Source organism: Pseudomonas sp. B6002, from assembly GCF_013385985.1.
Taxonomy (GTDB): Bacteria; Pseudomonadota; Gammaproteobacteria; order Pseudomonadales; family Pseudomonadaceae; genus Aquipseudomonas.
In genome coordinates, this window is record NZ_JACAOY010000023.1 from 101,522 (window position 1) to 125,971 (window position 24,450).

The 24,450-nt window shown below is 60.5% G+C and carries 20 protein-coding genes; 6 read left to right on the forward strand and 14 right to left on the reverse strand.

Annotated features, from left to right (window positions below):
* Nucleotides 1–266 precede the first annotated feature (266 nt).
* A complete protein-coding gene (gene ettA, locus HX792_RS24260; protein ID WP_176998456.1) occupies nucleotides 267–1,931 on the reverse strand; it encodes an energy-dependent translational throttle protein EttA in 1,665 nt (554 codons plus the stop codon).
* 284 nt (nucleotides 1,932–2,215) lie between these two features.
* On the opposite strand from ettA, the gene HX792_RS24265 reads away from it, so the two are divergent.
* Nucleotides 2,216–6,067, forward strand: coding sequence for a bifunctional diguanylate cyclase/phosphodiesterase (locus tag HX792_RS24265; protein WP_176998457.1), 3,852 nt, complete (start codon nucleotides 2,216–2,218; stop codon nucleotides 6,065–6,067).
* A 223-nt stretch (nucleotides 6,068–6,290) separates the two neighbouring features.
* A complete protein-coding gene (glyA, locus tag HX792_RS24270; protein ID WP_010206677.1) occupies nucleotides 6,291–7,544 on the forward strand; it encodes a serine hydroxymethyltransferase in 1,254 nt (417 codons plus the stop codon).
* Between the two features lie 56 nt (nucleotides 7,545–7,600).
* Here the strand turns inward: glyA and HX792_RS24275 are convergent, their stop codons facing one another.
* The 5 genes from HX792_RS24275 to HX792_RS24295 form a co-directional block, all read right to left on the reverse strand.
* On the reverse strand, nucleotides 7,601–8,359 hold the full coding sequence (locus tag HX792_RS24275; RefSeq protein WP_256349894.1) for a hypothetical protein: 759 nt from the start codon (nucleotides 8,357–8,359) through the stop codon (nucleotides 7,601–7,603).
* Between the two features lie 92 nt (nucleotides 8,360–8,451).
* The gene (locus HX792_RS24280) at nucleotides 8,452–9,108 is read right to left on the reverse strand and encodes a YopT-type cysteine protease domain-containing protein (RefSeq protein ID WP_256349895.1); all 657 of its coding nucleotides are present in this window, start codon (nucleotides 9,106–9,108) and stop codon (nucleotides 8,452–8,454) included.
* Between the two features lie 101 nt (nucleotides 9,109–9,209).
* Nucleotides 9,210–10,172 carry a GTPase gene (gene yjiA, locus HX792_RS24285; RefSeq protein ID WP_256349896.1) on the reverse strand — a complete coding sequence of 321 codons (963 nt, stop codon included), beginning with the start codon at nucleotides 10,170–10,172 and terminating at the stop codon, nucleotides 9,210–9,212.
* 124 nt (nucleotides 10,173–10,296) lie between these two features.
* Nucleotides 10,297–10,494, reverse strand: a complete 198-nt coding sequence (locus HX792_RS24290) for a YbdD/YjiX family protein (protein WP_003194308.1) — start codon at nucleotides 10,492–10,494, stop codon at nucleotides 10,297–10,299.
* Nucleotides 10,495–10,509: 15 nt separating this feature from the next.
* Complete coding sequence (locus HX792_RS24295; protein WP_016973844.1) at nucleotides 10,510–12,576, reverse strand: carbon starvation CstA family protein; 2,067 nt, start codon at nucleotides 12,574–12,576, stop codon at nucleotides 10,510–10,512.
* 174 nt (nucleotides 12,577–12,750) lie between these two features.
* Here HX792_RS24295 and HX792_RS24300 point away from each other — a divergent pair, with 174 nt between their 5' ends.
* On the forward strand, nucleotides 12,751–13,119 hold the full coding sequence (locus tag HX792_RS24300; protein ID WP_176998459.1) for a PilZ domain-containing protein: 369 nt from the start codon (nucleotides 12,751–12,753) through the stop codon (nucleotides 13,117–13,119).
* A gap of 3 nt (nucleotides 13,120–13,122) precedes the next feature.
* On the opposite strand, the gene HX792_RS24305 is transcribed toward HX792_RS24300, so the two are convergent.
* The 4 genes from HX792_RS24305 to katB form a co-directional block, all read right to left on the reverse strand.
* Nucleotides 13,123–13,848: a hypothetical protein gene (locus HX792_RS24305; protein ID WP_176998460.1), complete on the reverse strand. Its 726-nt coding sequence runs from the start codon at nucleotides 13,846–13,848 to the stop codon at nucleotides 13,123–13,125.
* 16 nt (nucleotides 13,849–13,864) lie between these two features.
* Nucleotides 13,865–15,232, reverse strand: coding sequence for a DNA repair protein RadA (radA, locus tag HX792_RS24310; protein ID WP_176998461.1), 1,368 nt, complete (start codon nucleotides 15,230–15,232; stop codon nucleotides 13,865–13,867).
* Between the two features lie 35 nt (nucleotides 15,233–15,267).
* Entirely contained in the window at nucleotides 15,268–15,807 is a 540-nt protein-coding gene (locus HX792_RS24315) for an ankyrin repeat domain-containing protein (RefSeq protein ID WP_176998462.1), read from the reverse strand.
* 120 nt (nucleotides 15,808–15,927) lie between these two features.
* Nucleotides 15,928–17,469 carry a catalase KatB gene (katB, locus tag HX792_RS24320; RefSeq protein ID WP_176998463.1) on the reverse strand — a complete coding sequence of 514 codons (1,542 nt, stop codon included), beginning with the start codon at nucleotides 17,467–17,469 and terminating at the stop codon, nucleotides 15,928–15,930.
* A gap of 287 nt (nucleotides 17,470–17,756) precedes the next feature.
* Here katB and mscL point away from each other — a divergent pair, with 287 nt between their 5' ends.
* Nucleotides 17,757–18,173 carry a large-conductance mechanosensitive channel protein MscL gene (gene mscL / locus HX792_RS24325; RefSeq protein WP_176998464.1) on the forward strand — a complete coding sequence of 139 codons (417 nt, stop codon included), beginning with the start codon at nucleotides 17,757–17,759 and terminating at the stop codon, nucleotides 18,171–18,173.
* 37 nt (nucleotides 18,174–18,210) lie between these two features.
* Here the strand turns inward: mscL and HX792_RS24330 are convergent, their stop codons facing one another.
* Nucleotides 18,211–18,987, reverse strand: coding sequence for a ferredoxin--NADP reductase (locus HX792_RS24330; RefSeq protein ID WP_176998465.1), 777 nt, complete (start codon nucleotides 18,985–18,987; stop codon nucleotides 18,211–18,213).
* A gap of 446 nt (nucleotides 18,988–19,433) precedes the next feature.
* Between HX792_RS24330 and HX792_RS24335 the strand changes: the two genes are divergently transcribed.
* Both HX792_RS24335 and HX792_RS24340 read left to right on the forward strand, forming a co-directional pair.
* On the forward strand, nucleotides 19,434–20,144 hold the full coding sequence (locus tag HX792_RS24335; RefSeq protein WP_176998466.1) for a LuxR family transcriptional regulator: 711 nt from the start codon (nucleotides 19,434–19,436) through the stop codon (nucleotides 20,142–20,144).
* A 171-nt stretch (nucleotides 20,145–20,315) separates the two neighbouring features.
* On the forward strand, nucleotides 20,316–21,440 hold the full coding sequence (locus tag HX792_RS24340; RefSeq protein ID WP_176998467.1) for a methyltransferase: 1,125 nt from the start codon (nucleotides 20,316–20,318) through the stop codon (nucleotides 21,438–21,440).
* Nucleotides 21,441–21,506: 66 nt separating this feature from the next.
* On the opposite strand, the gene HX792_RS24345 is transcribed toward HX792_RS24340, so the two are convergent.
* From HX792_RS24345 to HX792_RS24355, 3 genes are read right to left on the reverse strand one after another with little or no spacing between them, the layout of a single operon-like run.
* Nucleotides 21,507–21,674, reverse strand: coding sequence for a DUF2474 domain-containing protein (locus tag HX792_RS24345; protein ID WP_176998468.1), 168 nt, complete (start codon nucleotides 21,672–21,674; stop codon nucleotides 21,507–21,509).
* A 12-nt stretch (nucleotides 21,675–21,686) separates the two neighbouring features.
* Nucleotides 21,687–22,694 (reverse strand): cytochrome d ubiquinol oxidase subunit II, encoded by a 1,008-nt coding sequence (gene cydB, locus HX792_RS24350; protein ID WP_176998469.1) that lies wholly within the window; start codon nucleotides 22,692–22,694, stop codon nucleotides 21,687–21,689.
* A gap of 1 nt (nucleotide 22,695) precedes the next feature.
* Entirely contained in the window at nucleotides 22,696–24,135 is a 1,440-nt protein-coding gene (locus HX792_RS24355; protein WP_058427712.1) for a cytochrome ubiquinol oxidase subunit I, read from the reverse strand.
* Nucleotides 24,136–24,450: the final 315 nt, after the last annotated feature.

The following is a 24,450-nucleotide window of genomic DNA, read 5'->3' on the forward strand; positions in this document are numbered from 1 at the left end:
GAATTTAAATGGTGCATTAGATATAAATAAATCAGAAAAACAGGACTTTTGTGCACCTGAAAAGGGATTATCAACCCCAGGCATGCACCAGCCTGTAAATGGTCTTCGCAGGCAAGCCAGCTCCCACATTTGATCGGTTTCTACTGTTGGAATGCGGCCGAATGTGGGAGCTGGCTTGCCTGCGATGAACCCACCTCGGTCCACCTGAAAAGACGCAAAAAAAAACGGAGCCCGAAGGCTCCGTTTTTTCAAACCACTGACCCGAATCAGGCCAGTTTCTTGTGACGCACGCGGTGCGGCTGGGCAGCGGCTTCACCCAGGCGCTTCTTGCGATCGGCTTCGTACTCGGTGTAGTTGCCCTCGAAGAACACCGCTTGCGAGTCGTCTTCGTACGCCAGGATGTGAGTCGCGACGCGGTCAAGGAACCACCGATCGTGAGAGATCACAATGGCGGCGCCCGGGAAGTCCAACAGGGCTTCTTCCAGGGAACGCAGGGTTTCAACGTCGAGGTCGTTGGACGGTTCGTCGAGCAGCAACACGTTGCCGCCTTCTTTCAGGGTCAGGGCCAGGTGCAAGCGGCCGCGCTCACCACCGGACAGGTCCTTGACGAACTTCTGTTGGTCGCCGCCCTTGAAGTTGAAGCGACCCACGTAGGTGCGCGACGGGATTTCATAGTTGCCGATGCGGATCTGGTCGGAGCCATCGGAAATCTGCTGGAACACCGTCTTGCTGCCGTCCAGGTCCTCACGGCTCTGATCAACGCAAGCAAGCTGCACGGTTTCGCCCACTTCGATGGTGCCGGAGTCCGGGGTTTCCTTGCCCATCAGCATGCGGAACAGTGTGGATTTACCCGCACCGTTACCACCGATAACGCCGACGATCGCGCCTTTTGGCATGGAGAACGACAGGTTGTCGATCAGCACGCGGTCGCCATAACCCTTGGTGACGTTCTTGAATTCGATGACCTTGTCACCCAGGCGCGGACCGGCCGGGATGTAGATCTCGTTGGTTTCCGAACGCTTCTGGAATTCCTGGGACTGCATTTCTTCAAAGCGCTGCAGACGCGCCTTGGATTTGGACTGGCGGGCCTTGGCGCCTTTGCGCACCCACTCCAGTTCTTCCTTCATGGCTTTTTCGTGGGCCGACTGCTGCTTGGATTCGGCAGCCAGACGGTCGGACTTGGCTTCCAGCCAACCGGAGTAGTTGCCCTCGTAAGGGATACCGGCGCCGCGGTCGAGCTCGAGGATCCAGCCAGCGACGTTGTCCAGGAAGTAACGGTCGTGCGTGATCGCAACCACGGTGCCCGGGAAATCGTGGAGGAAGTGTTCCAGCCAGGCGACGGAATCGGCGTCCAGGTGGTTGGTCGGCTCATCGAGCAGCAGCATGTCGGGGGCCGACAGCAGCAGGCGGCACAGGGCCACACGGCGCTTCTCACCACCGGACAGGTGTTCGACCTTGGCATCCCACGCCGGCAGGCGCAGTGCGTCGGCGGCAACTTCCAGCTGGCGCTCCAGGTTGTGGCCGTCGCCGGCCTGCAGGATCGCTTCCAGCTTGGCCTGTTCGGCGGCCAGCTTGTCGAAGTCGGCATCCGGCTCGGCGTAGGCGGCGTAGACCTCGTCCAGGCGCGCCTGGGCGTTCTTGATCGCGCTGACGGCTTCTTCAACCACTTCACGAACGGTCTTGGTCGGGTCCAGGATCGGTTCCTGTGGCAGGTAACCGATGTTCAGTTCCGGCATCGGGCGGGCTTCACCTTCGAACTCGGTGTCGACGCCGGCCATGATTTTCAGCAGCGTGGACTTCCCCGAACCGTTGAGGCCGAGCACGCCGATCTTGGCGCCAGGGAAGAAGGACAGCGAAATGTTTTTCAGGATTTCCCGCTTCGGCGGAACAACTTTTCCCAGCCGATGCATGGTGAAGACGTATTGAGCCATGGTGAACCTAGCGTCAGTGACTGATGAATTGAGCGGGCGGAGCCCGTGCAGGCCATGCGCCGCGCGGGCCGTTGACGGTGATCAATGCCTGCGTGCGGGAAAAGCCTGAATGTCTGGGGCTGGAACGCCCCGCGTAACCGGCAAAGCTACCTGAATGCGCTTGGTCAGTCCAGCCAGGCAAGGACTGGCACTTTGCCACAACTCAAGGCATGCTAGCCGCCCTCCGGGCGTCCGGCTTATAGTGCACGTCGCGCGCCAGTCCAGCCAAACCGCAGGATCACAGCTTGTCCAAAGTCACGCCGCCAACTCCCCTGCGCGCCGCTCATATAGCGCCGGGAGCGCCCCTGCACGGCACCCTTAAAGGCGCATTGGCGACGCTTGTCCTCATGCTGCTCGCACTATTGTTCTGGCAACTGCTGGACCAGCTGCAGCAAAACCAGAAAAACCAGCAGCAATACACCATCGACTACAGCGCCGACCTGGCTGAACAGATCAGCCTGAACATGGCCCTGAGCGCAAAAATCGCGCTGAACCTGCTCCCGATGGTCGAGCCGCCGCGCAACGACGAACAGCAGCAAGCCCTGATGCGCACCCTGCAACGCTCGTTGCCGGAGTTGCGCAGTATCGCCCTGCTGGCCCCCAGTGGCGCGATGATCAGTGACAGCGCCAAAGACAGCCAGGACAGCGCCTGGCTTGAAGAACTGGTGCAGCGCAGCCACTCCCAGCCTTATTACCTGAGCAACAGTAACGACGGCACCATCATCTACCTGCTGCTGCACCAGCCCAGCGGCGGCTCGCGGATGTACTGGGCACTGCGCCTGGCGCCCAGCTACCTGACCAACCTCACCCGCCAGGACGGCCAGGGCCAGCGCCCGATGTGGGCCATCGAGAACCGCCTGAACCACCGCGTGGTCAGCCGTGACAGCGGCATGCCGGCGCAATGGGCCACCGCCCTCACCCCGGATGAATTGAACAGAAGCGTACTGGTCACCCCCCTGAGCAAGAGCGACTGGCAACTGCGCGGGCTGTTCGACCGCACGGCGGTACTGGAGCAACTGCTGCCCGCATTTATCGGCAAATGCCTGCTGGGCCTGGCGTTCTCGCTGATCCCGGTGATCGTGCTGCTGAACATGCGCCGTCGCCAGCGCCAGGTGCATGAAGGTCGGCGGCGCTACCAGGATATTTTCGAGGGCACCGGCGTGGCCCTGTGCGTGCTCGACCTGTCCGGGCTCAATGCATTCTTCGACAAGGCGCAACTGCACAGCCGCGAGCAATTGCACGACTGGCTGCAGGACAACCCCGCAGAACGCCAGCAACTGCTCAAGGAACTGCGCATCACCGAGGTCAACCAGGTGGCGGTGCGTCTGCTCAATGTGGCCTCGTGCGAAGAGGCGTGGGAGCGCCTGATCGACGATTGCCCACGCAACGCCACGGCCATCGGCTATCAGGTGCTTGAGGCGGTGCTGACCCAGCAAAAGCAGCTGGAACTGGAAATCCAGCTCAACGATGTCGCCGGCAACGAGCAGTACCTGTGGCTGGTGATGCGCCTGCCGGAGCAGCAGGACGATTTCAAGGCGGTGATCCTCAGCATCAGCGACATCACCAGCCGCAAGCTCATCGAACTGTCGCTGGTGGAGCGCGAAAGCTTCTGGTCGGACGTGGTGCGCACCGTGCCCGACCACCTGTATGTGCAGGACGTGATCAGCCAGCGCATGATCTTCAGCAACCATCACCTGGGCCACACCCTCGGCTACAACAAGGCCGAACTGCAGCAAATGGGCGAGTACTTCTGGGAAATCCTGCTGCACCCCGAAGACGCCGAGCATTACCACGACCTGCGCCAGCAACAGCGCCAGGCCGGCTATAGCACCCAGTTGCAGTGCCAATTGCGCTTTCGCCACCGCAACAACCAGTGGCGTCGCTTCGAGATCCGCGAACAGGCCCTGGCCCGGGACAAGACCGCCGTGGTCACGCGGATCATCGGCGTGGCCAAGGACGTGACAGACCAGATCGAAGCCAGCGAATCCCTGCGTGACAGCGAGCAGCGCTACCGCATGCTGGCCGAAAGCATCAGCGACGTGATCTGTTCCACCGACAGCCAGTTGGCCCTTAACTACATCAGCCCGTCGGTCAGTGCCGTACTGGGTTATGACGTGGACTGGGTGTTCAAGAACGGTTGGCAGTCGATCATCGCCAACCCGCAGCAATTGAGCGGCATCTATAGCCTGGTGGAGCGGGTCAGCCGCGCTTTGGGCGATACCGCAGCGCTGAACCAGCTGCGCGACGAAGTGCAAACCCAGCTGTTCCTGTTCGACTGCCTGCGCGCCGATGGCCGCAAGGTGCCGATCGAACTGCGCCTGGTGTTGGTGTGGGACGAGCACGGTGCGTTTGAAGGCATCCTGGGCGTTGGCCGGGACATCAGCCAGCAGCGCCGCGCCGAGAAAGACCTGCGCATGGCGGCCACGGTATTCGAGCACTCCACGTCGGCGATCCTGATCACCGACCCGGCCGGCTACATCGTGCAGGCCAACGAAGCGTTCAGCCGGGTCAGCGGGTATGCGGTGAGCGATGTACTCGATCAATTGCCCAACATGCTCACCGTCGACGAACAACAGGAAGCCCACCTGCGCTATGTGCTCAAGCAGTTGCACCAGCACAGCACCTGGGAAGGCGAAGTGTGGCTCAAGCGCCGCAACGGCGAGCACTACCCGGCCTGGGTCGGCATTACCGCCGTGTTCGACGATGAAGGCGACCTGGCCAGCTACGTGTGCTTCTTCAGCGATATCAGCGAGCGCAAGGCCAGCGAACAGCGCATCCACCGCCTGGCCTACTACGACGCCCTGACTCACCTGCCCAACCGCACGCTGTTTCAGGACCGCCTGCACACCGCGCTGCAATCGGCCGAGCGGCAGAAGTCGTGGGTGGTGCTGATGTTCCTCGACCTCGACCGCTTCAAGCCGATCAACGACTCCCTGGGCCACGCCGCCGGCGACCGCATGCTCAAGGAAATGGCCACCCGCCTGCTGGGCTGCGTGGCCGAAGACGACACCGTGGCGCGCATGGGCGGCGATGAGTTCACCCTGCTTCTGCAACCGCGGGTCAGCCGCGAAATGGCGCTGAACCGGGCGATCCACGTGGCCGAGCAGATCCTCGCCAGCCTGGTGAAGCCCTTCGTGCTCGAAGGCCGCGAGTTCTTTGTGACGGCCAGTATCGGCATCGCGCTGAGCCCCCAGGACGGCAACGAGCTTAGCCAGTTGATGAAAAACGCCGACACGGCGATGTATCACGCCAAGGAGCGCGGCAAGAACAACTTCCAGTTCTACCAGGCCGACATGAACGCCAGTGCCCTGGAACGCCTGGAGCTGGAAAGCGACCTGCGCCACGCCCTGGACCAGAACGAATTCGTGCTCTATTACCAGCCGCAGTTCAGCGGCGACGGCAAACGCCTGACCGGCGCCGAAGCCTTGCTGCGCTGGCGTCATCCTCGCCGCGGTCTGGTGCCACCGGGGGATTTCATCCCGGTGCTGGAAGAGTTGGGGCTGGTAGTAGACGTGGGCGACTGGGTGCTCAGCGAAGCCTGTCGCCAGCTCAAGACCTGGCACCAGAACAAGGTGCGCGTGCCGAAGGTGTCGGTGAACATCTCCGCGCGGCAGTTTTCGGACGGCCAGTTGGGTGAGCGCATTGCCACCATCCTCAAGGACACCGGCCTGCCACCGGCGTGCCTGGAGCTGGAGCTGACCGAAAGTATCCTGATGCGTGAGGTCAACGAGGCGATGCAGATCCTCGACAGCCTGAAAAACCTGGGCCTGAGCATCGCGGTCGACGACTTCGGCACCGGTTATTCGTCGCTCAACTACCTCAAGCAATTCCCCATCGACGTGCTGAAGATCGACCGCACCTTCGTCGACGGCCTGCCGTCCGGCGAGCAGGACGCGCAGATCGCCCGCGCCATTATCGCCATGGCCCACAGCCTCAACCTGGCGGTGATCGCCGAGGGTGTGGAAACCCATGAACAGCTCGACTTCCTGCGTGAGCATGGGTGCGATGAGGTTCAGGGCTACCTGTTCGGGCGGCCGATGCCGGCGAATCGGTTTGAGGCGCAGTTCAGCAATGATGCGCTGTTCATGTTCGATTGACGTTGTGCGGCGCGCCTGATGACGCCATCGCCGGCAAGCCGGCTCCTACAGGGGACCGCATTCCAATTGTAGGAGCCGGCTTGCCGGCGATGGCGGCCTTACAATCACCGCCTGTTCCCAGATGAACGCCACTTGTCCGCGACATGATGTCCTTTCATATGCCATCTAAAACCCATTGGGTTAGAATGCCCTCCTTTTCTGCCCCCGATCCTTGAGGACCGCCATGTTCAGCCGTGATTTGACTATTGCCAAGTACGACGCCGATCTCTTTGCCGCCATGGAGCAAGAAGCCGTGCGCCAGGAAGAGCACATTGAGCTGATCGCTTCGGAAAACTACACCAGCCCAGCGGTGATGGAGGCTCAAGGTTCGGTCTTGACCAACAAGTACGCCGAAGGTTACCCAGGCAAGCGCTACTACGGCGGTTGCGAGTACGTCGACGTGGTTGAGCAACTGGCCATCGATCGCGCCAAGGAGCTGTTCGGCGCCGATTACGCCAACGTCCAGCCACACGCCGGTTCCCAAGCCAACAGCGCCGTGTACCTGGCCCTGCTGCAAGGCGGCGACACCATCCTGGGCATGAGCCTGGCCCACGGCGGTCACCTGACCCACGGCGCCAGCGTTTCCTCCTCCGGCAAGCTGTACAACGCCGTCCAGTACGGTATCGATGCCAACGGCCTGATCGACTACGACGAAGTCGAGCGCCTGGCGGTTGAACACAAGCCAAAAATGATCGTGGCCGGTTTCTCTGCCTACTCGCAGATCCTGGACTTCCCACGCTTTCGCGCTATCGCTGACAAAGTCGGTGCCTACCTGTTCGTCGACATGGCTCACGTAGCCGGCCTGGTTGCTGCGGGCGTCTACCCGAACCCGGTGCCTTTCGCTGACGTCGTGACCACCACCACCCACAAGACCCTGCGCGGTCCACGTGGCGGCCTGATCCTGGCTCGCGCCAACGCCGACATCGAGAAGAAGCTGAACTCCGCCGTATTCCCAGGCGCCCAAGGCGGCCCGCTGGAGCACGTGATCGCCGCTAAAGCGATCTGCTTCAAGGAAGCGCTGCAGCCTGAGTTCAAGACCTACCAGCAACAAGTGGTCAAGAACGCCCAGACCATGGCCAGCGTGTTCATCGAGCGCGGCTTTGACGTGGTGTCTGGCGGTACTGAAAACCACCTGTTCCTGCTGTCGCTGATCAAGCAGGACATTTCCGGTAAAGATGCTGACGCTGCCCTGGGCAAAGCCTTCATCACCGTGAACAAAAACTCCGTGCCAAACGACCCACGCTCCCCGTTCGTCACCTCCGGCCTGCGCTTCGGCACCCCGGCTGTGACCACTCGTGGCTTCAAGGAAGCAGAGTGCAAGGAACTGGCCGGCTGGATCTGCGACATCCTGGCAGACCTGAACAACGAAGCCGTGATCGACGCGGTCCGTGAGAAGGTCAAGGCCATCTGCAAAAAGCTGCCGGTTTACGGCGCTTGATAGCAGTAGCTTGAACCAAAAGCGCTGACGGCAACGTCGGCGCTTTTTTTTGCCTGCTAAAAGCTGCCCGAGGGTGGTAACGCACCGCCTATCTCACGGTAGAAGTTGCTCACACCGGTATCAAAAGACTTGCCCGACAGGTGGGCGGCAAAGGTTTCCGCCACGAACTCCAGGGGGTTGGTCATGGCGTACATGCTCACCGCCGTACCGTTGTTGGCCGCCTTGAGCGTGATCGACGGGTCTTGCGCGCCGAGCTTGAAGGTCCAGAACGTCTCGGGCTGATTCATCTCATGAAGGATATGGCCGATTTCGTGGATCACCACGGTCGCGGCATGCCCATGCATCTTAGGGTCGCCGAACCAGCGCTGGGTACCGTCGTACACCTGGTCGGCGACGCCCCTTCCCGGGTCCTTGCCCAAGCCGCCTTCAATGCCATTGAGCTGGATCTGCGGGTTGTGCTGCCCGGTCTTGGGCCCCATGAAGACGGTGTATTCGGCGCCGCCGCGCAGGTTGCCCATGCAGGCAATGCACGGCACGCCCTCGGTGGCCGAGCAGAGAAAGGTGATCGGCGGCAGGCTGAAGCCCTTTGCCGCCAGCACTTGCAGGGCCTTGTCGATGGCGGTGCGTTTCAACTGGGCGAGCGGGTCACCGTTTTCGCTGCCGATGCTCATCATCGCCGCGCCAGGCCCGGTATAGGCCTGGTAGGTGAAGGTCATCATGCCGGTCTTGGCCCGGTAAGTCTGGGCTAGCTTGCCGTCACTCTTTCTGCCCGCTTGGATCTGTGCTGCCGTGGCCATGGGGTCGATCTCCGACATCTGAACGTGCCTGTTGAAATAACAGTCGGTGATCGCGGTTTATTCCGAGGGCCTGGGCTTCGGCTTGATGACCAGGCCAACAGGGTGCCCGGCTACAGGCGTCCCAGCTGAATCAGGTACAGCTTGTCGAATTGAAGGTCGGCCTTGACGCCTTTCATCGAAACGTAATGCCGGTAGTGGTTGTACAGCTGCTTGAAGTAGGCCAGCTTGCCCTTCGACCCGATACGGTACTCGCCCGAGTTGGGGTCGAAAAAACTCATCCCGCTGCCGTCGGCGTACAAGGCAAAAGCGTGGGACGTGACGCCCTCGGTAAAGGTGCATTCCCACAGGTAATAGCCCGGCTGGGTCTCGTCGAGATGACTGGCCAATACCTCCAAGCCCGTCAGCCCGCTCGCTTCGATGGCCGAACGGCTCGACATGCCGCAGATATTGGGCGCTGCCGCGACAATTCGTTCGATGCCACGGGCGGACCTGTAGTAGCAGCGATTGAAGGAGCTGCAATCCACATCGACCTTGTACAGCGTGTCTTCCTGCCCCAGGTACTGTATGCGCCGCTGCGGCGTCTCCGACGGTTGCTGCAGCCTGCGCCGCAACCACGCAAACGCCAGCCCGATGCAGGCGCCGTTCTGCACGCCGGGCATCTCTTTGATGGCAGCGTTATTGCTCAACGCCGAGCGCTGTTTGAACTTGGCGACCCGATGCACTTTCATGCCGATCGGGGTTTTCCAGGAAACATAATTAGCCGGCATTGGCGCTGCCCCCAATGCCGGCGTTGGTCCGTGCCACTTTCACCATGGGTCTGCCTCTGCGATCTCACCTGCCTGATGAGATAACAGCTCGCATGGGCAGTTTATTCCGGCTGGTACAGCTGCTGGAAACCTTGGCGGATCTTGTCTTCGGGCAGTTCATCGGCAATGAACACGATCACGCTTTCACGCGCTTCGTCCTCGGCCCACTCGGTGTCCCAATCGAACCCGTAGAGCTTGAGCACGCCCTGAAACACCAGTCGCCGGTCTTCCCCGGCGATGTTCAGCACGCCTTTGTAACGCAGCAGCTGCTTGCCATGGTCTTCCAGCAACGCATTCATGAACTCGCTGAGGCGGTCGATATCCAGCGGCTGGTCAGTGCGCAGCACCAGGCTGGAGATGCGATCGATGGACGGCGCAGCACTCACCGGGCGCAGGCTCATGCCGGCGTTGAGGTTGAAGCCGCGCACATCGAGCAGCTCGGCCAGGTCGATGTTGCCGTGGTCGACCACACGGATCGGCGCACGCCGGTTGATGCGCGTGAGGCGCTGGCTGAGGGCGTCGAAGGTCGCCGCGTCCACCAGGTCGCGCTTGCTCACCAGCAGGCGGTCGGCAAAGCCGATCTGCGCCTGGGCAATGGTCTGGGTCAGGTGGTGCTCGGCGTGGGCCGCGTCCACCAGGGTGATGATGCCGTCGAGGATGTAGCGCTCGCGCAGTTCTTCATCGATGAAAAAGGTCTGGGCCACGGGCGCCGGGTCGGCCAGGCCGGTGCATTCGATCACCAGGCGGTCGAAGGCGATCTCGCCGCTGTCCAGGCGTTCGAGCAGCAGGTACAGGGCTTTGGTCAGGTCGGTGTGGATGGTGCAGCACACGCAGCCGTTGGACAGGGTCATGACTTGCACCGGCTCGGCGCCCAACAGTTGGGTGTCGATACCGGCGTCACTGAATTCGTTTTCGATCACGGCGATTTTCAAACCGTGCTCGGCCTTGAGCAGGTGGCGCAGCAAGGTGGTCTTGCCGGCGCCGAGGAAGCCGCTGAGGACTGTTACCGGAATGGGGGTTAACAAAACACACATCTCCCATGCGCTAAAAAACTGTAGGAGCCCGGCTTGCCGGCGATGGCGGTCTCAAGATCGCTATCGCCGGCAAGCCGGGCTCCTACAGTGAGGTGTTGTGGTCAAGTGCGGTGTTTCAACAGCACTTGGGCCCACCCTTGCCACCGTAACGGGCTTCCTGGCGTTCCCTAAAGAACGCCTTGTAGTCCATCACCGGTTTGTCCGGGTGTTTGGTTTGCATATGCTCGACGTACGTGTCGTAGTCGGGCATGCCGACCATCAGGCGCGCGGCCTGACCGAGGTATTTACCGAGGCGACTGATGTCATTGAACATGGTTGCAATCCTCGATCATGCGTCCGGTACGGCCTGGAACGGGGCTTCTTTATCCGTGCGTTCCTTGTTGCCCCAGGCGGCGACGCCGACCTTGAGCGCATAGAACAGGATGCTGAATACCACGAACAGGAACAGCGCCGTCAGCGTTGCGTTGGTGTAGGCGTTCCAGATCACGTGCTGCATCTGGTCGACACTTTTGGCCGGGGCCAGGATCTGGCCGTTGGCCAGGGCATCACTGTATTTCTTGGCCAGCGACAGGAAGCCGATCGCCGGGTTGGCGTCGAACAGCTTGATGAAGCCTGCGGTGGTGGTGCAGATCAGCAGCCACACGGCCGGCAGCATGGTCACCCAGATGTAGCGCTGGCGTTTCATTTTGATCAGCACAACCGTGGCGAGCATCAGCGCGATACCGGCGAGCATCTGGTTGGAGATACCGAACAGCGGCCACAAGGTGTTGATACCGCCCAGTGGGTCGATCACGCCTTGGTACAGCAGGTAACCCCACATCGCCACGCAACCTGCGGTCGCGATCAGGTTGGCCGTCCACGACTCGGTACGCTTGAGCGACGGCACGAAGGAGCCGAGCAGGTCCTGCAGCATGAAGCGCCCGGCACGGGTGCCGGCGTCAACCGCGGTCAGGATGAACAGCGCTTCGAACAGGATCGCAAAGTGGTACCAGAACGCCATGGTGTTTTCACCCGGCAGCACACTGTGCAGGATCTGCGCGATCCCCACCGCCAACGTCGGTGCACCACCGGCACGGGCCAGGATGGTGGTTTCGCCGATGTCATGGGCCACAGCGGTCAGCGCCTCAGGCGTAATCGCAAAGCCCCAGCTGCTGACGGTTTGCGCCACGGCCACCACGTCACCACCGACCACGGCGGCCGGGCTGTTCATGGCGAAGTACACGCCCGGCTCGATCACCGAGGCAGCGACCATGGCCATGATGGCCACGAACGATTCCATCAGCATCGCGCCGTAACCGATGTAGCGTGCGTTGGTTTCGTTATCCAACAGCTTGGGCGTGGTGCCCGAGGAGATCAGCGCGTGGAAACCCGAGACCGCGCCACAGGCGATGGTGATGAACAGGAACGGGAACAGGCCGCCTTTCCACACCGGGCCGGTGCCATCGATGAATTGGGTCAGGGCCGGCATTTTCAGCTCTGGCATGGTGACCAGGATGCCGATCGCCAGGGCGATGATGGTGCCGATTTTGAGGAAGGTGGAGAGGTAGTCACGCGGTGCCAGGATCAGCCACACCGGCAGTACCGCAGCGACGAAACCGTAGCCGATCAACATCCAGGTGATCTGGATCCCGCTGAAGGTGAAGGCCTTGGCCCACACCGGGTCGGCTGCAATCTGCCCGCCCAGCCAGATCGAACCCAGCAGCAACAACACGCCGATGATCGAGATCTCGCCGATGCGGCCCGGGCGGATGTAGCGCATGTACACGCCCATGAACATCGCGATCGGGATGGTCGCCATCACGGTGAAGATGCCCCATGGGCTCTCCGCCAGGGCCTTGACCACGATCAGCGCCAGCACCGCGAGGATGATGATCATGATCAGGAAGCAGCCGAACAGCGCGATGGTCCCCGGGATACGCCCCATTTCTTCGCGGACCATGTCCCCCAGGGAACGGCCGTTGCGACGGGTGGACAGGAACAGGACCATGAAGTCCTGCACCGCACCGGCCAGCACCACGCCGGCAATCAGCCAGAGCGTGCCGGGCAGGTAGCCCATTTGCGCCGCCAGCACCGGGCCGACCAACGGGCCTGCACCGGCAATCGCCGCAAAGTGGTGACCGAAAAGGATGTGTTTGTTGGTCGGCACATAGTCCAGACCGTCATTGTTGAGCACTGCGGGGGTGGCCCGCCGTGGATCGAGTTGCATCACGTTATTCGCGATGAACAGGCTGTAGTAGCGGTATGCAACCAGGTAGATGGCCACAGCTGCGACCACAATCCACAAGGCGTTGATCGCCTCGCCGCGGCGCAAGGCCACTACGCCCAGGGCGCACGCTCCTACGATTGCCAGCACCAGCCAGGGTAGGTGGCGTAGCAGGCTATTATTATTTTTCATTTTTATATTCCAGCCAGGGTGGACAGAAAGGACAGCCATCCCGAGTTTAGCGCTGTTGGCTTCAAAGACCACCCCCCTACGTTGGTCTAGAGCCTTGCCATGGCAAAAAAAGCAGAAATAAAAGCCGGGTGATGGCGCAAGGCTACAATCCTTCTATTCACAGAGGGTTTAACCATGACCGAGCAACCGTCTGACCGCCGCCGTTTTCGACGAATCGCCTTTGATGCCAGGACAACCATTGCCCAGGACAGCTGGAATTGGCCGGTGAAATTGGTGGATTTGTCGTTGCGCGGGTTGCTGGTGGAGCGCCCTGACGACTGGCGGGGCAATGGCAAGCGCCTGTTTGACGTGGATATCCGCCTGGACCCACAGGCGCATATCAGGATGCAGGTGAAGCTGGCCCATGACGATCACGGGCAACTGGGTTTTGTGTGCGAGCACATTGACCTGGATTCGATCAGCCACCTGAAGCGGCTGATCGAGCTGAACCTGGGCGATGAGGATGAGCTGCACCGCGAACTGGGTGCATTGCTCGAAATTTAGCCGTCAGGGAAACGCCGTACGTGCGGGGAAGTCGCCTTCCGACTCCCAGAAGCCGGCTTTCTGAGTCGACGCGGCCTGCCACAGGCCGTCGGCAAAACGGTAGGTGGTGTAACGGGTGACGAAGTCTTCGTCGCCGTCACCGTCCATGAAGGACGACACTTGCAGCAATTCATCCGCCCCGCCAACGGCTGGCGTGGCAGCCTGCCAGGCGGCCTTGCCGGTCTGGGCCAGGGTCAATGGTTTGATCTTGCCATCGGTGCCTTTGCAGTCCATCGGCTTGAGGTGGTGTTTGGCGGGCATCAACAGTTGGGTGGCCGGGCCACTGTAGCTGCCCATCGGTGCGGTCTGGTCGATGACCAGGAAATACACCGTCTCCGGCAGGCCTTTGAGCGGCGCCTTTTTAACCTCGGCCAGCGGGTAGCCGAGGTCTTCGTGGGCGATCACGTCACCGGAGGCTGACACTAACCGCACCTGGGCTTCCAGCAGCGGGTTTTCCACCAGGTCGCCAGGCTCGTCAAACGAGTCCTCGTCCAGGCCATTGCCCCAACTGTCCTTGTGCAACTGAGCGCTGATGCGCTGGTCTTCGAGCACCTGCAGGACACTGCCGTCATCCGTTGCCAGCTTTTGCGCCAGACGGTAACCCGCCGGCAACTCGGCCCACGCCAAAGCAGGCAGCCCGGCCAAGGCGACAAACAGGGCGACTGCGCCCCAGCATTTCGAACGTTGCATGGCATCCATCCCTGGTTTATTCAAAAAGTGCATCCAACGCCTGCTCAAGGCGTGTGACAGCAATGATCTGCAAGCCCGGCGGCGACTCTTTCGGCGCATTACCCTTGGGCACGATTGCGCGTTTAAAGCCGTGCTTGGCCGCTTCTTTCAACCGTTCCTGACCGCTCGGCACGGGACGCACTTCACCCGACAGGCCGACCTCGCCGAACACCAGCAGGTCGTGAGGCAGCGGTTTATTGCGCAAGCTCGACATCACCGCTGCCATCAACGCCAGGTCGGATGCCGTTTCCAGCACCTTGACCCCGCCGACCACGTTGAGGAACACGTCCTGATCGTGGGTCGGAATGCCGCCGTGGCGGTGTAGCACCGCGAGCAACATGGCCAGGCGGTTCTGATCCAGGCCAAGCGTCACTCGGCGCGGGTTGGCGAGGTGGCTGTCATCCACCAGGGCCTGCACTTCGACCAGCATCGGCCGGGTGCCTTCCCACGTCGCCATCACCACGCTGCCTGGGACTTCTTCCTGGGCACGGGTCAGAAAAATCGCGGACGGATTGGAGACTTCTTTCAAGCCCCGGTCGGTCATGGCAAACACGCCCAACTCGTTCACGGCACCAAAGCGGTTCTTCACCGCGCGCAACAGACGCAGGCGGCCATCGGACTCGCCTTCGAAATACAGAACGGTGTCGACCATATGCTCCAACACCCGTGGCCCGGCCAGCGCGCCCTCTTTGGTCACATGGCCCACCAGGAAGATCGCCGTGCCGCTCTGCTTGGCATAGCGCACCAGCAGCGCCGCACTTTCGCGCACCTGGGACACGCCGCCAGGTGCCGATTGCAGTTGTTCGGTAAAAATGGTCTGGATCGAGTCGATCACCATCACCTTGGGCTTTTCGATACGCGCCGTGGCGATGATGCTTTCGATGCAGGTTTCGGTCATGACCCGCAACTGATCCTGGGGCAGCCCCAGGCGCCGCGCACGCATAGCCACTTGTTGCTGGGATTCTTCACCGGTGACGTACAGCGCCGGCATACGGCTGGCAATGCTGCACAGGGTTTGCAGCAGGATGGTCGACTTGCCGATGCCCGGGTCGCCGCCGATCAGCACCACCGAGCCGTCCACCAGACCGCCGCCGAGCACCCGGTCCAGCTCACCGGAAGCGGTGGAGAAACGCGGGATTTCTTCGACGCTGACTTCGGCCAGGGTCTTGATCTGCGCCTGCTGCCCGGTCCAGCCGGCACGGCCAGTGGGAGCTGCGGCGCCGCCGCTTTCGATCATGGTTTCAGTCAGGGTGTTCCACGCACCGCACTCGGTGCACTGGCCGGCCCACTTGGGAAAGGTCGCGCCGCACTCCGTGCAGCCGTACATGCGCTTGGCCTTTGCCATTTGAGAACCTCCAACCGAAAAACCGCGATGATAGCTCAGCGCGGCGCCGAGGTCCGGATTTCACCACTGGCCAAGCGTGAAGCGCTGTTACCGATCGGGTCTTCGGCATTCAGGTCGGCGCCCTTGGCCTTGAGGGCATCGAGCAGCTCGACCCGCTTGAACAGCCCGGCGTACATGGCGGCGGTCTGCCCGGCACCATTACGCTGGTCGGGGTTGCAGTCGGTGGCCAGCAGGCGCTGGGCGATTTTCAGCTCACCCTTGAAGATCGCGCCCATCAGCGCAGTGTTGCCGCGTTTGTCCTGCACACAAGCGTCGGCGCCGGCGCTGAGCAAGCGCTCCACGAACGGACCCTGGCCGTGGTAGGCGGCGAGGATCAGCGCGGTGTAGCCCTTGTCGTCCTGGGTATTTAGGCTGTAGCCGGACTCGATAAAGGTGTTGAGCATGTCGAGGTCGCCACGGCGGGCGGCGTCGAAGTAATAATCCTGCAGTTGTGCCTTGAGCTTCGCAGGGTCGGCGGGCTCGGCCCATGCGCCGAACGTCAGGCAAACCAGCACGGCGCCCATCAAAATTCGCATAACACTTCCTCCGTAAACGCGCCCTTTGTAGGAGCCGGCTTGCCGGCGATGGCGTCCTTGAGCCGACGCAAACTTCAAGGGCCTAATCGCCGGCAAGCCGGCTCCTACAGGGGTGTGGGGTTAGTCGGTGAGTTTTTCGGCCAGCGCTTTCACGCGTGCCAGGTCGCCCTTGGCCACTTTGGTCACGCCGGTGCCGTACTCCGGGTCCGCCTTGTAGAGGAACGACAGGATGATGTGCTTGCTCTCGTCATCGGTGGTGGCCAACGAGCCGCCGAAGTTGTCGATCAAGTCCTGACGCTCTTTCTTGCTGTAGCTGCGATACAGATCACCGGCCTGCTTGAAGTTCTGCTCACGCTGGATCTTCGCCTGCTGGGTGCTGCCCGACAGTGCCAGCTGGCTGTAGCGTGCGGTTTGCGGTTCTTCCCGCGGTTCCAGGCGACTTGGCTGGTAGTTCACGCCGCTGGTGGTCTTGCCAATGTTCATCGCGCCATCCTGGTTACCGTTGTTGACGGTCACCCGGGGAGCGTTGATCGGCAGTTGCAGGGCGTTCGGGCCCAGGCGGTACATCTGGGTGTCGGCGTAGGAAAAGACCCGACCTTGCAGCAGGCGGTCTTCCGACGGCTCGATACCCGGCACCAGGTTCGCCGGGGCCATGGCGACTTGCTCGGTTTCCTGGAAGACGTTCGCCGGGTTACGGTTCAGGACCATTTGCCCCACTTTACGCTCGGGCACATTCGGCCAGATCTTGGTGGCGTCCAAGGGGTCGAAGTCGAACTTGGCCAGGTCTTCAGGCTTGAGGACTTGCACATACAAGTCCCACTTGGGGAAGTCGCCCTTGTTGATATGGGTGACCAAGTCATGGGTCATATGGCTGTAGTCACGCCCCTGCACGTCGATAACTTGTTTGGGGTCGAGGTTCTTTATGCCTTGCAGGCTCTTCCAGTGGAATTTGACGTAGTGCACTTCCCCCTTGGCGTTGATCAACTTGTAGGCATGTACGCCATTGCCATCCATTTCCCGATAACTCGCTGGCGTGCCAGAGTCGGAATACAACTCGGTGAGGGTGCGCGTGGCTTCCGGAACATGGGAGAAGAAGTCAAAACGGCGAGAGTCGTCATCCAGGTTAGTGCGCGGGTCGGGCTTGAAGGCGTGGACCATGTCCGGGAACTTGATGGCGTCGCGGATAAAGAAGGTCGGGAAGTTATTGCCTACCAAGTCCCAATTGCCTTCGGCGGTATAGAACTTGGTGGCAAAGCCGCGTGGGTCACGCAAGGTTTCCGGCGAATGGTTGCCGTGGACCACCGCCGAGAAGCGCACGAACACCGGGGTGGCTTCGCCAGCGGCGAACACCTTGGCCTTGGTCAGGTCGCTGAGCGAGTCGGTGACAGTGAAGGTGCCGTGGGCGCCGGTGCCACGGGCATGCACCACACGCTCCGGGATGCGCTCGCGGTCAAAACGCTGCAGTTTCTGGATCAGTTGCACATCTTGCAGCAGCACCGGGCCATTGGCGCCGGCCGTCTGCGAGTTCTGGTTGTCACCGACCGCCGCGCCGTTATCGCGGGTCAGGTTGGCGGCCTGCACGGAGAGGGACAGCAGGCTGGCGGTGGCCAATGCCAGCGCGACTCGCGCTGAAACAAGCCTGCGACTCATAGGGGTTTTCATCGAGGTTTCCTCTGGTTTTTTTAATGCACATTCAGTTGTGCTTGCCAGAGGCTAGTGATCCGAGCGCCGGAAGATAAATAGAAAAGCCGTACCAACCCGATTAATAAAATAAGGTGGTAACCCACTGAAATCACGGGTATTTCGCGCGCGATTGGTGGCACTTTGCAAACTATTTGCGATTTAATGTGTCGATAAAAACTAACAGTGTTAACAGTTGTGTCGCGCAAGCCCTCTACGACTGAATTACACTGACTTCCACCCTTCTCATCTGTAACAAGGAATAACCTATGGGCGTGATCAGTGAGTTCAAGGCCTTCGCGGTCAAAGGTAATGTGGTCGATATGGCCGTCGGTATTATCATCGGCGCCGCCTTCGGCAAAATTGTTTCCTCGTTTGTAGGGGACGTGGTGATGCCACCTATCGGCCTGCTGATCGGCGGCGTGGACTTCGGCGATCTGGCCATCCAGCTCAAGGCGGCACAAGGCGGGGCTCCTGCCGTGGTGCTGGCTTACGGCAAGTTCATCCAGAGCATCATCGATTTCGTGATCATCGCGTTTGCGATCTTCATGGGCGTGAAAGCCATCAACCGCCTCAAGCGCGAAGAAGCCGTGGCACCGACCCTGCCGCCGACTCCGACCAAAGAGGAAGAGCTGCTGACCGAGATTCGGGACCTGCTCAAGGCCCAGAACAATAAACCGCTTTAATCGGCGGAAAAAAGGCGCCTTTCTAGGCGCCTTTTTTTTACCAGTAGTTTTCCACCGCCACCTGGCCGGGGCGTCGGCTCAGGCTCAGTTGCATGTCGCGCTGCTTGAGCAGTTGGCGGGTGTCGTCGACCATCTGCGGGTTGCCACAAATCAATACGCGGGAGTGCTCGGGGGTCAGCTCGACACCTGCGGCACGCTCCAACTCACCATTCTCGATCAGCGTGGTAATGCGCCCATTCAACGCGCCCGGATGCTGCTCACGGGTGACAATCGGAATGTACGTGAGTTTGTGCGCGTACTCGGCCAGGTACTCACGCTCGCCCAGTTCCTTGATCAGTGACTGGTACGCCAATTCCTTGGCTTCCCGGGCGCTGTAAACCAGTACGATGCGTTCGAATTTTTCCCACACTTCAAAGTCCTGCAGGATCGACAGAAAGGGCGCCACCCCGGTGCCGGTGCCCAGCAGCCACAAATCACGCCCATCGACAAAGCGGTTCAGAGTCAGGAAACCCGTGGCCTGGCGCTCCACCATCAAGGTATCGCCCACCTGCAAGCGACTCAGCTCGCTGGTGAATTCGCCGCCCGGAACGACGATGGAGAAGAAGTCCAGATGCTCATCAAACGGTGAAGACACCAGGGAATAAGCGCGCCACACGGTACTGCCATCGGCTTTGGTAACGCCCAGGCGTACGAACTGGCCCGCCGTGAACCGAAAGCCGGGGTCGCGGGTGGTGCGCAAGGTGAACAGACTAGGGGTCAGCGATTGCACATCGAGCAAGGTCTGGCGGGTGAATTTTTCAGCACTGGCCGTCATGGGGAACTCCGTTTTGCACAGGCCCCTAGTGTCGCTCAAAACAACCCGTGCAAACACCGACGATTGGTACTGGCATTGTTGCGTTCAGGGTTTCTCCGGCCCTTTGAGTGGAATTGCGTTACGTTTTTGAAACAGTAATAGGCAAATAGTGCGAACTAATCATTTCGCTATTAGGAAGCTCGGAATAATTCGCTAGATGTCGCTGCACGCTTATTAGCTATCACTTTGGCACTAGTGATAAACCATTAAAACCAAAAGGTTTTTCTCGCAGACTGAATAATCCTTACCAAAAGCAGTGCGTTGTACAAGGCATAAATACCTAAAGCCAAGTTATCCATAACTTTTTTTTCACCAGCGTCAGTAGGCTATGTCCTACACTCATTTTCGTGCTGCTTTGGGGGATTAGGACGTACCCAAGTCACGGAGAAACCTATGGAGATTTACCCATGCTTAACTGGCGGAACACACGGCTCCCCAAACTGGAAGGCGAGAACGAGATCACCAGTGTGTTTGAAATGGTTGTCAACCACACCTACGAGCTCGGCTTCCAATTCTGCTCATTTACGATGAGTTCCCAATTACCTAAAAATCAAACTGAACCGATCCAGATAAACAATTACCCCAATGAATGGAACACCCTTTACAAGCAAGCGCACTTCTATGATGTAGACCCCGTTGTTGGCCACTGTAAACGTTGCGTGCTTCCGATTGTCTGGGAGGAGAAAGCCTTCCATGCCACGCCCAACTTGTGGGACCTGGCGCAATCGTTCGGTGTGCACTTGGGCTGGAGCCAATCGGTCCACGACTTCCAGGGTGTCTTCAGTATGTTGACCCTGGTGCGCGGCGAAGGTGATGTCAGCCCGCAAGAGCTTTACGAAAAAGCCGGCCAGGTGTTGTGGATGTGTCACGCGATGCACGCGGTGGTCGCCAAAAAATACGCAGACAAGCCCGCGCCTCAACCGCCCAACAAACTATCCCCCAGAGAAACAGAGATTCTCAAATGGTCGGCCATGGGCAAGACCGCCGGGGATATTGCGACGATTCTTTGCCTCTCGGAACGCACGGTAGGCTTTCATTTGAAAAATTCCTTCATCAAGTTAGGGGTCAATAACAAAATAGCAGCGGTGCTCACGGCCTCGAAAGCAGGCTTGTTTTGAGTGACGTATCAATCGCCGCATGTAATTACATCGAAAAAAAAGTAACATTTGCAGCCAATTCTGAGTGTTGATGCAGTGCTTCAAGCACCGCTTCGTAGTTCACTCAGACGGTTCCGCCAGCACCTGCGCAGCCGGCCGAACACCCATCGATGACCCAGAGCCTCCCCCGCCATGCCCCTGCTCGACAGCCCCTTCGCCCAGCTCGATCTGATTCGCCAGCCAGAGCAACACAACGATCCATTGCAGGCCTTCGATGCGGCCGACGAGTATTTGCTCAGCTACCTGGCCGAACAGCAGCCGGAAGCCACAACCCGCGTGCTGGTGCTCAACGACAGTTTTGGCGCCCTGGCCGCCAGCCTTGAGGGGCACGTGCAGGTCACCTCCAGCGGCGACTCATTCCTCGCCGCCCTGGGCCTGGAAAAGAACCTGGTGCGCAACGGCAAGGCCTTTGACGCGGTCACGTTCGTCCCAGCCAGCCAGGTGCCGAGCGGGCCGTTCGATCGCGTGCTGATCCGCGTGCCCAAGACCCTGGCGCTGCTGGAGGAACAACTGATCCGCCTGCAAGGCCAATTGGCGCCTGGCGCCGAAGTGATTGCCGCCGCCATGGTCAAGCACCTGCCACGGGCAGCAGGCGAATTGCTGGAACGCTACATCGGCCCGATGCACGCCTCCCTGGCCGTGAAAAAGGCACGCCTGCTGATCGCGACCCAAGCGGATCGCCCTACGGCCGTATCGCCCTACCCGACGCGTTACACCCTGGAAGCACCGGCCATCGAGCTGCTCAACCATGCCAACGTGTTCTGCCGCGAAGGCCTGGACATCGGCACCCGTGCCTTCCTGCCCCACCTGCCAAAGAACCTGGGCAGCGCCCGCGTGGCCGACCTGGGTTGCGGCAACGGCGTATTGGCGATTGCCAGCGCCCTGCACAACCCCGACGCGCAGTACACCCTGGTGGACGAGTCTTATATGGCCGTGCAATCGGCTGCCGAGAACTGGCGCGCCGCGCTGGGCGAGCGTGAAGTGAGCGTGCGGGCCGGTGATGGCCTGGCCGGCCAGGAGCCCGGTTCGCTGGACGTGGTGCTGTGCAATCCGCCGTTCCACCAGCAACAGGTGGTGGGCGACTTCCTCGCCTGGCGCATGTTCCAGCAAGCCCGGGAAAGTTTGGTGGTCGGTGGCGCCCTGTACATCGTCGGTAACCGTCACTTGGGTTATCACACCAAACTGGCGCGGTTGTTCCGTGGGGTCGAGCAAGTCGCCACCACGCCGAAGTTCGTGATCATCAAAGCGCGCAAATAAAAAAACCCTGCCGTTATCGCAAAGGGCAGGGTTGAAAAGCCGGGCCGCGAGGCCCGGATCGGGATGTCAGTGGGTGGTCAGGCCGGCCGCATTCATGAACATGCGCATCAGGCTGGCCACGACAAACAGGGCCAGCACGCTGCCGGTCCAGATCATCGCCAACCACCCCAGGCGCCGCCACAACGGCTGTTTCTCGGCCTGTTCAATCTCGTGCAACGAAGGTTTGCCCGCCATGTCGCGACCCTCCTAGTGGTAGCCGTCTTCGTGGGTGACCTTGCCGCGGAATACGTAGTAGCTCCAGAAGGTGTAGCCCAGGATGAACGGGATGATGAATAACGTGCCCACCAGCATGAAGCCCTGGCTTTGCGGCGGCGCGGCGGCGTCCCAGATCGACACCGACGGCGGGATGATGTTCGGCCACAGGCTGATCCCCAGGCCGCTGTAGCCGAGGAAGATCAGCACCAGTGTCAGCAGGAACGGCGTGTAGTGAGCGTTACGTGCCACGGCGCGGATCAGCCCGTACATGGTCACCAGCACCAGGATCGGCACCGGCAGGAACCAGAACAGGTTTGGCAGGGTGAACCAGCGCGAGGCGATTTCCGGGTGTGCCAGCGGTGTCCACAGGCTGACGATACCGATCACGGCCAACACCACGAATGCCAGCGGCCGCGCCAGGTTGTGCATCTGTTCCTGCAACTTGCCTTCGGTTTTCATGATCAGCCAGGTGCAGCCGAGCAAGGCGTAGGCAACCACCAACGCCACACCGCAGAACATCGTGAACGGCGTGAGCCAGTCCAGGGAGCCGCCGGCAAACTGGCGGTCAACCACCGGTATGCCATCGATAAAGGCGCCCAGCGCCACGCCCTGGAAGAACGTGGCCGCGAGCGAGCCGCCGATGAACGCCTTGTCCCACAGGTGACGCTTGTGGTCCTTGGCCTTGAAGCGGAACTCGAAGGCCACACCGCGAAAGATCAGCCCGATCAGCATCAAAATCAGCGGCAGGTACAGCGCCGACAACACCACCGAATAGGCCAACGGGAACGCACCAAACAGCGCGGCGCCACCGAGTACCAGCCAGGTTTCGTTACCGTCCCATACCGGGGCGACCGTGTTCATCATCACGTCACGGTCAGTCTTGCCCGGGATAAACGGAAAGAGAATGCCGATGCCCAGGTCGAAGCCGTCCATGACCACGTACATCATGATGCCGAAGATGATGATCACGGCCCAGATCAGCGGAAGATCAATGCCCATCTCAATGCCCCTTGTGCTGGATGTGGGTGTGGTCGTCATCGCTGCCATCATCGGCGGCCGACAACGGACGGGCCGGCGTGCGTTTCTGGCCAGGACCACCGTGGGTTGGCTCACTGCCCTCATGGGTCTGCGGACCTTTGCGCACCAGGCGCATCATGTAGCCAAGGCCCGCACCAAACAGCGCGAAATACACCACCACGAACAACACCAACGTAATCGTCATTTGCGCCAGGCTATGCCCCGATGAAGCATCCGCCGTGCGCATCAGCCCGTAGACCACCCACGGCTGACGGCCGATTTCGGTGGTGAACCAGCCGGCGAGAATCGCGATCAAGCCGGACGGGCCCATCCACAACGCCAGGTACAGGAACGGCTTGGACGTGTACATCTTGTCGCCCCGACGCAGCCACAGGCTGAACAAACCGGTGAAGATCATCAGGAAGCCCAGGCCGACCATGACCCGGAACGACCAGAACACGATGGTGGAATTAGGCCGATCCTCAGGCGGGAACTCCTTGAGCGCCGGCACCTGTTTATCCAGGGAGTGGGTCAGGATCAGGCTGCCCAGGTAGGGAATCTCCACCGCGTATTTGGTTTTTTCGGCCTTCATGTCAGGCCAGCCAAACAGGATCAGCGGCGTGGGTTCGTTACCGATGTTTTCCCAGTGGCCTTCAATTGCAGCGATTTTCGCCGGTTGATGCTTGAGGGTGTTGAGGCCGTGGAAGTCACCGATCACCGCCTGGATCGGCGCGACGATCAGGGCCATCCACATCGCCATCGACAGCATCTTGCGAATCGCCGGGTTGTCCTTGCCGCGCAGCAAGTGCCAGGCCGCCGAGGAGCCGACAAAGAACGCCGTGGCCACGAAGGCCGCCGTGGCCATGTGCGCCAGGCGATAAGGGAATGACGGGTTAAAGACCACCGCAAACCAATCGGTTGGGATCACGCGGCCATCAATGATCTCGAAGCCCTGGGGTGTCTGCATCCAGCTGTTGGACGACAGGATCCAGAACGTCGAAATAAGCGTACCGACCGCCACCATCACGGTGGAGAAGAAGTGCAGGTTGCGCCCCACCTTGTTCCAGCCGAAGAGCATCACCCCCAGGAAACCGGCCTCGAGGAAGAAGGCCGTGAGCACTTCGTACGTCAGCAGCGGCCCGGTGACGGCGCCGGCGAAGTCCGAGAAGCGGCTCCAGTTGGTGCCGAACTGGTAGGCCATGACCAAACCGGAGACCACGCCCATGCCGAAGTTGACGGCAAAGATCTTCGACCAGAAATGGTAGAGGTCACGGTAGGTGTCGTTGTGGGTCTTGAGCCACAAGCCTTCCAGTACCGCGAGGTAACTGGCCAGGCCGATGGTGATCGCCGGGAACAGGATGTGGAAAGAGATGGTGAACGCGAATTGAATTCGGGCGAGATCTAGCGCCTCCAAACCGAACATAAGTCTTCCTCTGTCAGGTAATACCGGCTGCTGGCTGGGAGCCTGCACCCACTGCCCCCACGGATATGGAGTGTGGCGAATTCAAATTCGTTTCTTTTTTAACCAACCACGTAGGGAATCTGGCCTCGCGGCCGCCAGAGCAATCCCGGGGCGGGTTTTGATCTGGATCAAGCATTGCTGAAAGAGTAGTCCTAATTTTGACGTAGGACGGCGTGGTCTTTTGCCGCGTGACAGACTGCCTCAGCTCAGTTGTTGCAACTATCTGTTACAAGTTGATGATAATCTCGGCGCTCCCTCCGGCCCTGACCTGAACTC

Coding starts and splice junctions, on each gene's coding strand:
- ettA (WP_176998456.1), bottom strand. CDS start 1,931: ATGGCTCAATACGTCTTCACCATGCATCGGCTGGGAAAAGTTGTTCCG.
- glyA (WP_010206677.1), top strand. CDS start 6,291: ATGTTCAGCCGTGATTTGACTATTGCCAAGTACGACGCCGATCTCTTT.
- HX792_RS24275 (WP_256349894.1), bottom strand. CDS start 8,359: ATGTCGGAGATCGACCCCATGGCCACGGCAGCACAGATCCAAGCGGGC.
- HX792_RS24280 (WP_256349895.1), bottom strand. CDS start 9,108: ATGCCGGCTAATTATGTTTCCTGGAAAACCCCGATCGGCATGAAAGTG.
- HX792_RS24290 (WP_003194308.1), bottom strand. CDS start 10,494: ATGTTCAATGACATCAGTCGCCTCGGTAAATACCTCGGTCAGGCCGCG.
- HX792_RS24295 (WP_016973844.1), bottom strand. CDS start 12,576: ATGAAAAATAATAATAGCCTGCTACGCCACCTACCCTGGCTGGTGCTG.
- HX792_RS24300 (WP_176998459.1), top strand. CDS start 12,751: ATGACCGAGCAACCGTCTGACCGCCGCCGTTTTCGACGAATCGCCTTT.
- HX792_RS24305 (WP_176998460.1), bottom strand. CDS start 13,848: ATGCAACGTTCGAAATGCTGGGGCGCAGTCGCCCTGTTTGTCGCCTTG.
- radA (WP_176998461.1), bottom strand. CDS start 15,232: ATGGCAAAGGCCAAGCGCATGTACGGCTGCACGGAGTGCGGCGCGACC.
- HX792_RS24315 (WP_176998462.1), bottom strand. CDS start 15,807: ATGCGAATTTTGATGGGCGCCGTGCTGGTTTGCCTGACGTTCGGCGCA.
- katB (WP_176998463.1), bottom strand. CDS start 17,469: ATGAAAACCCCTATGAGTCGCAGGCTTGTTTCAGCGCGAGTCGCGCTG.
- mscL (WP_176998464.1), top strand. CDS start 17,757: ATGGGCGTGATCAGTGAGTTCAAGGCCTTCGCGGTCAAAGGTAATGTG.
- HX792_RS24330 (WP_176998465.1), bottom strand. CDS start 18,987: ATGACGGCCAGTGCTGAAAAATTCACCCGCCAGACCTTGCTCGATGTG.
- HX792_RS24335 (WP_176998466.1), top strand. CDS start 19,434: ATGCTTAACTGGCGGAACACACGGCTCCCCAAACTGGAAGGCGAGAAC.
- HX792_RS24340 (WP_176998467.1), top strand. CDS start 20,316: ATGCCCCTGCTCGACAGCCCCTTCGCCCAGCTCGATCTGATTCGCCAG.
- HX792_RS24345 (WP_176998468.1), bottom strand. CDS start 21,674: ATGGCGGGCAAACCTTCGTTGCACGAGATTGAACAGGCCGAGAAACAG.
- cydB (WP_176998469.1), bottom strand. CDS start 22,694: ATGGGCATTGATCTTCCGCTGATCTGGGCCGTGATCATCATCTTCGGC.
- HX792_RS24355 (WP_058427712.1), bottom strand. CDS start 24,135: ATGTTCGGTTTGGAGGCGCTAGATCTCGCCCGAATTCAATTCGCGTTC.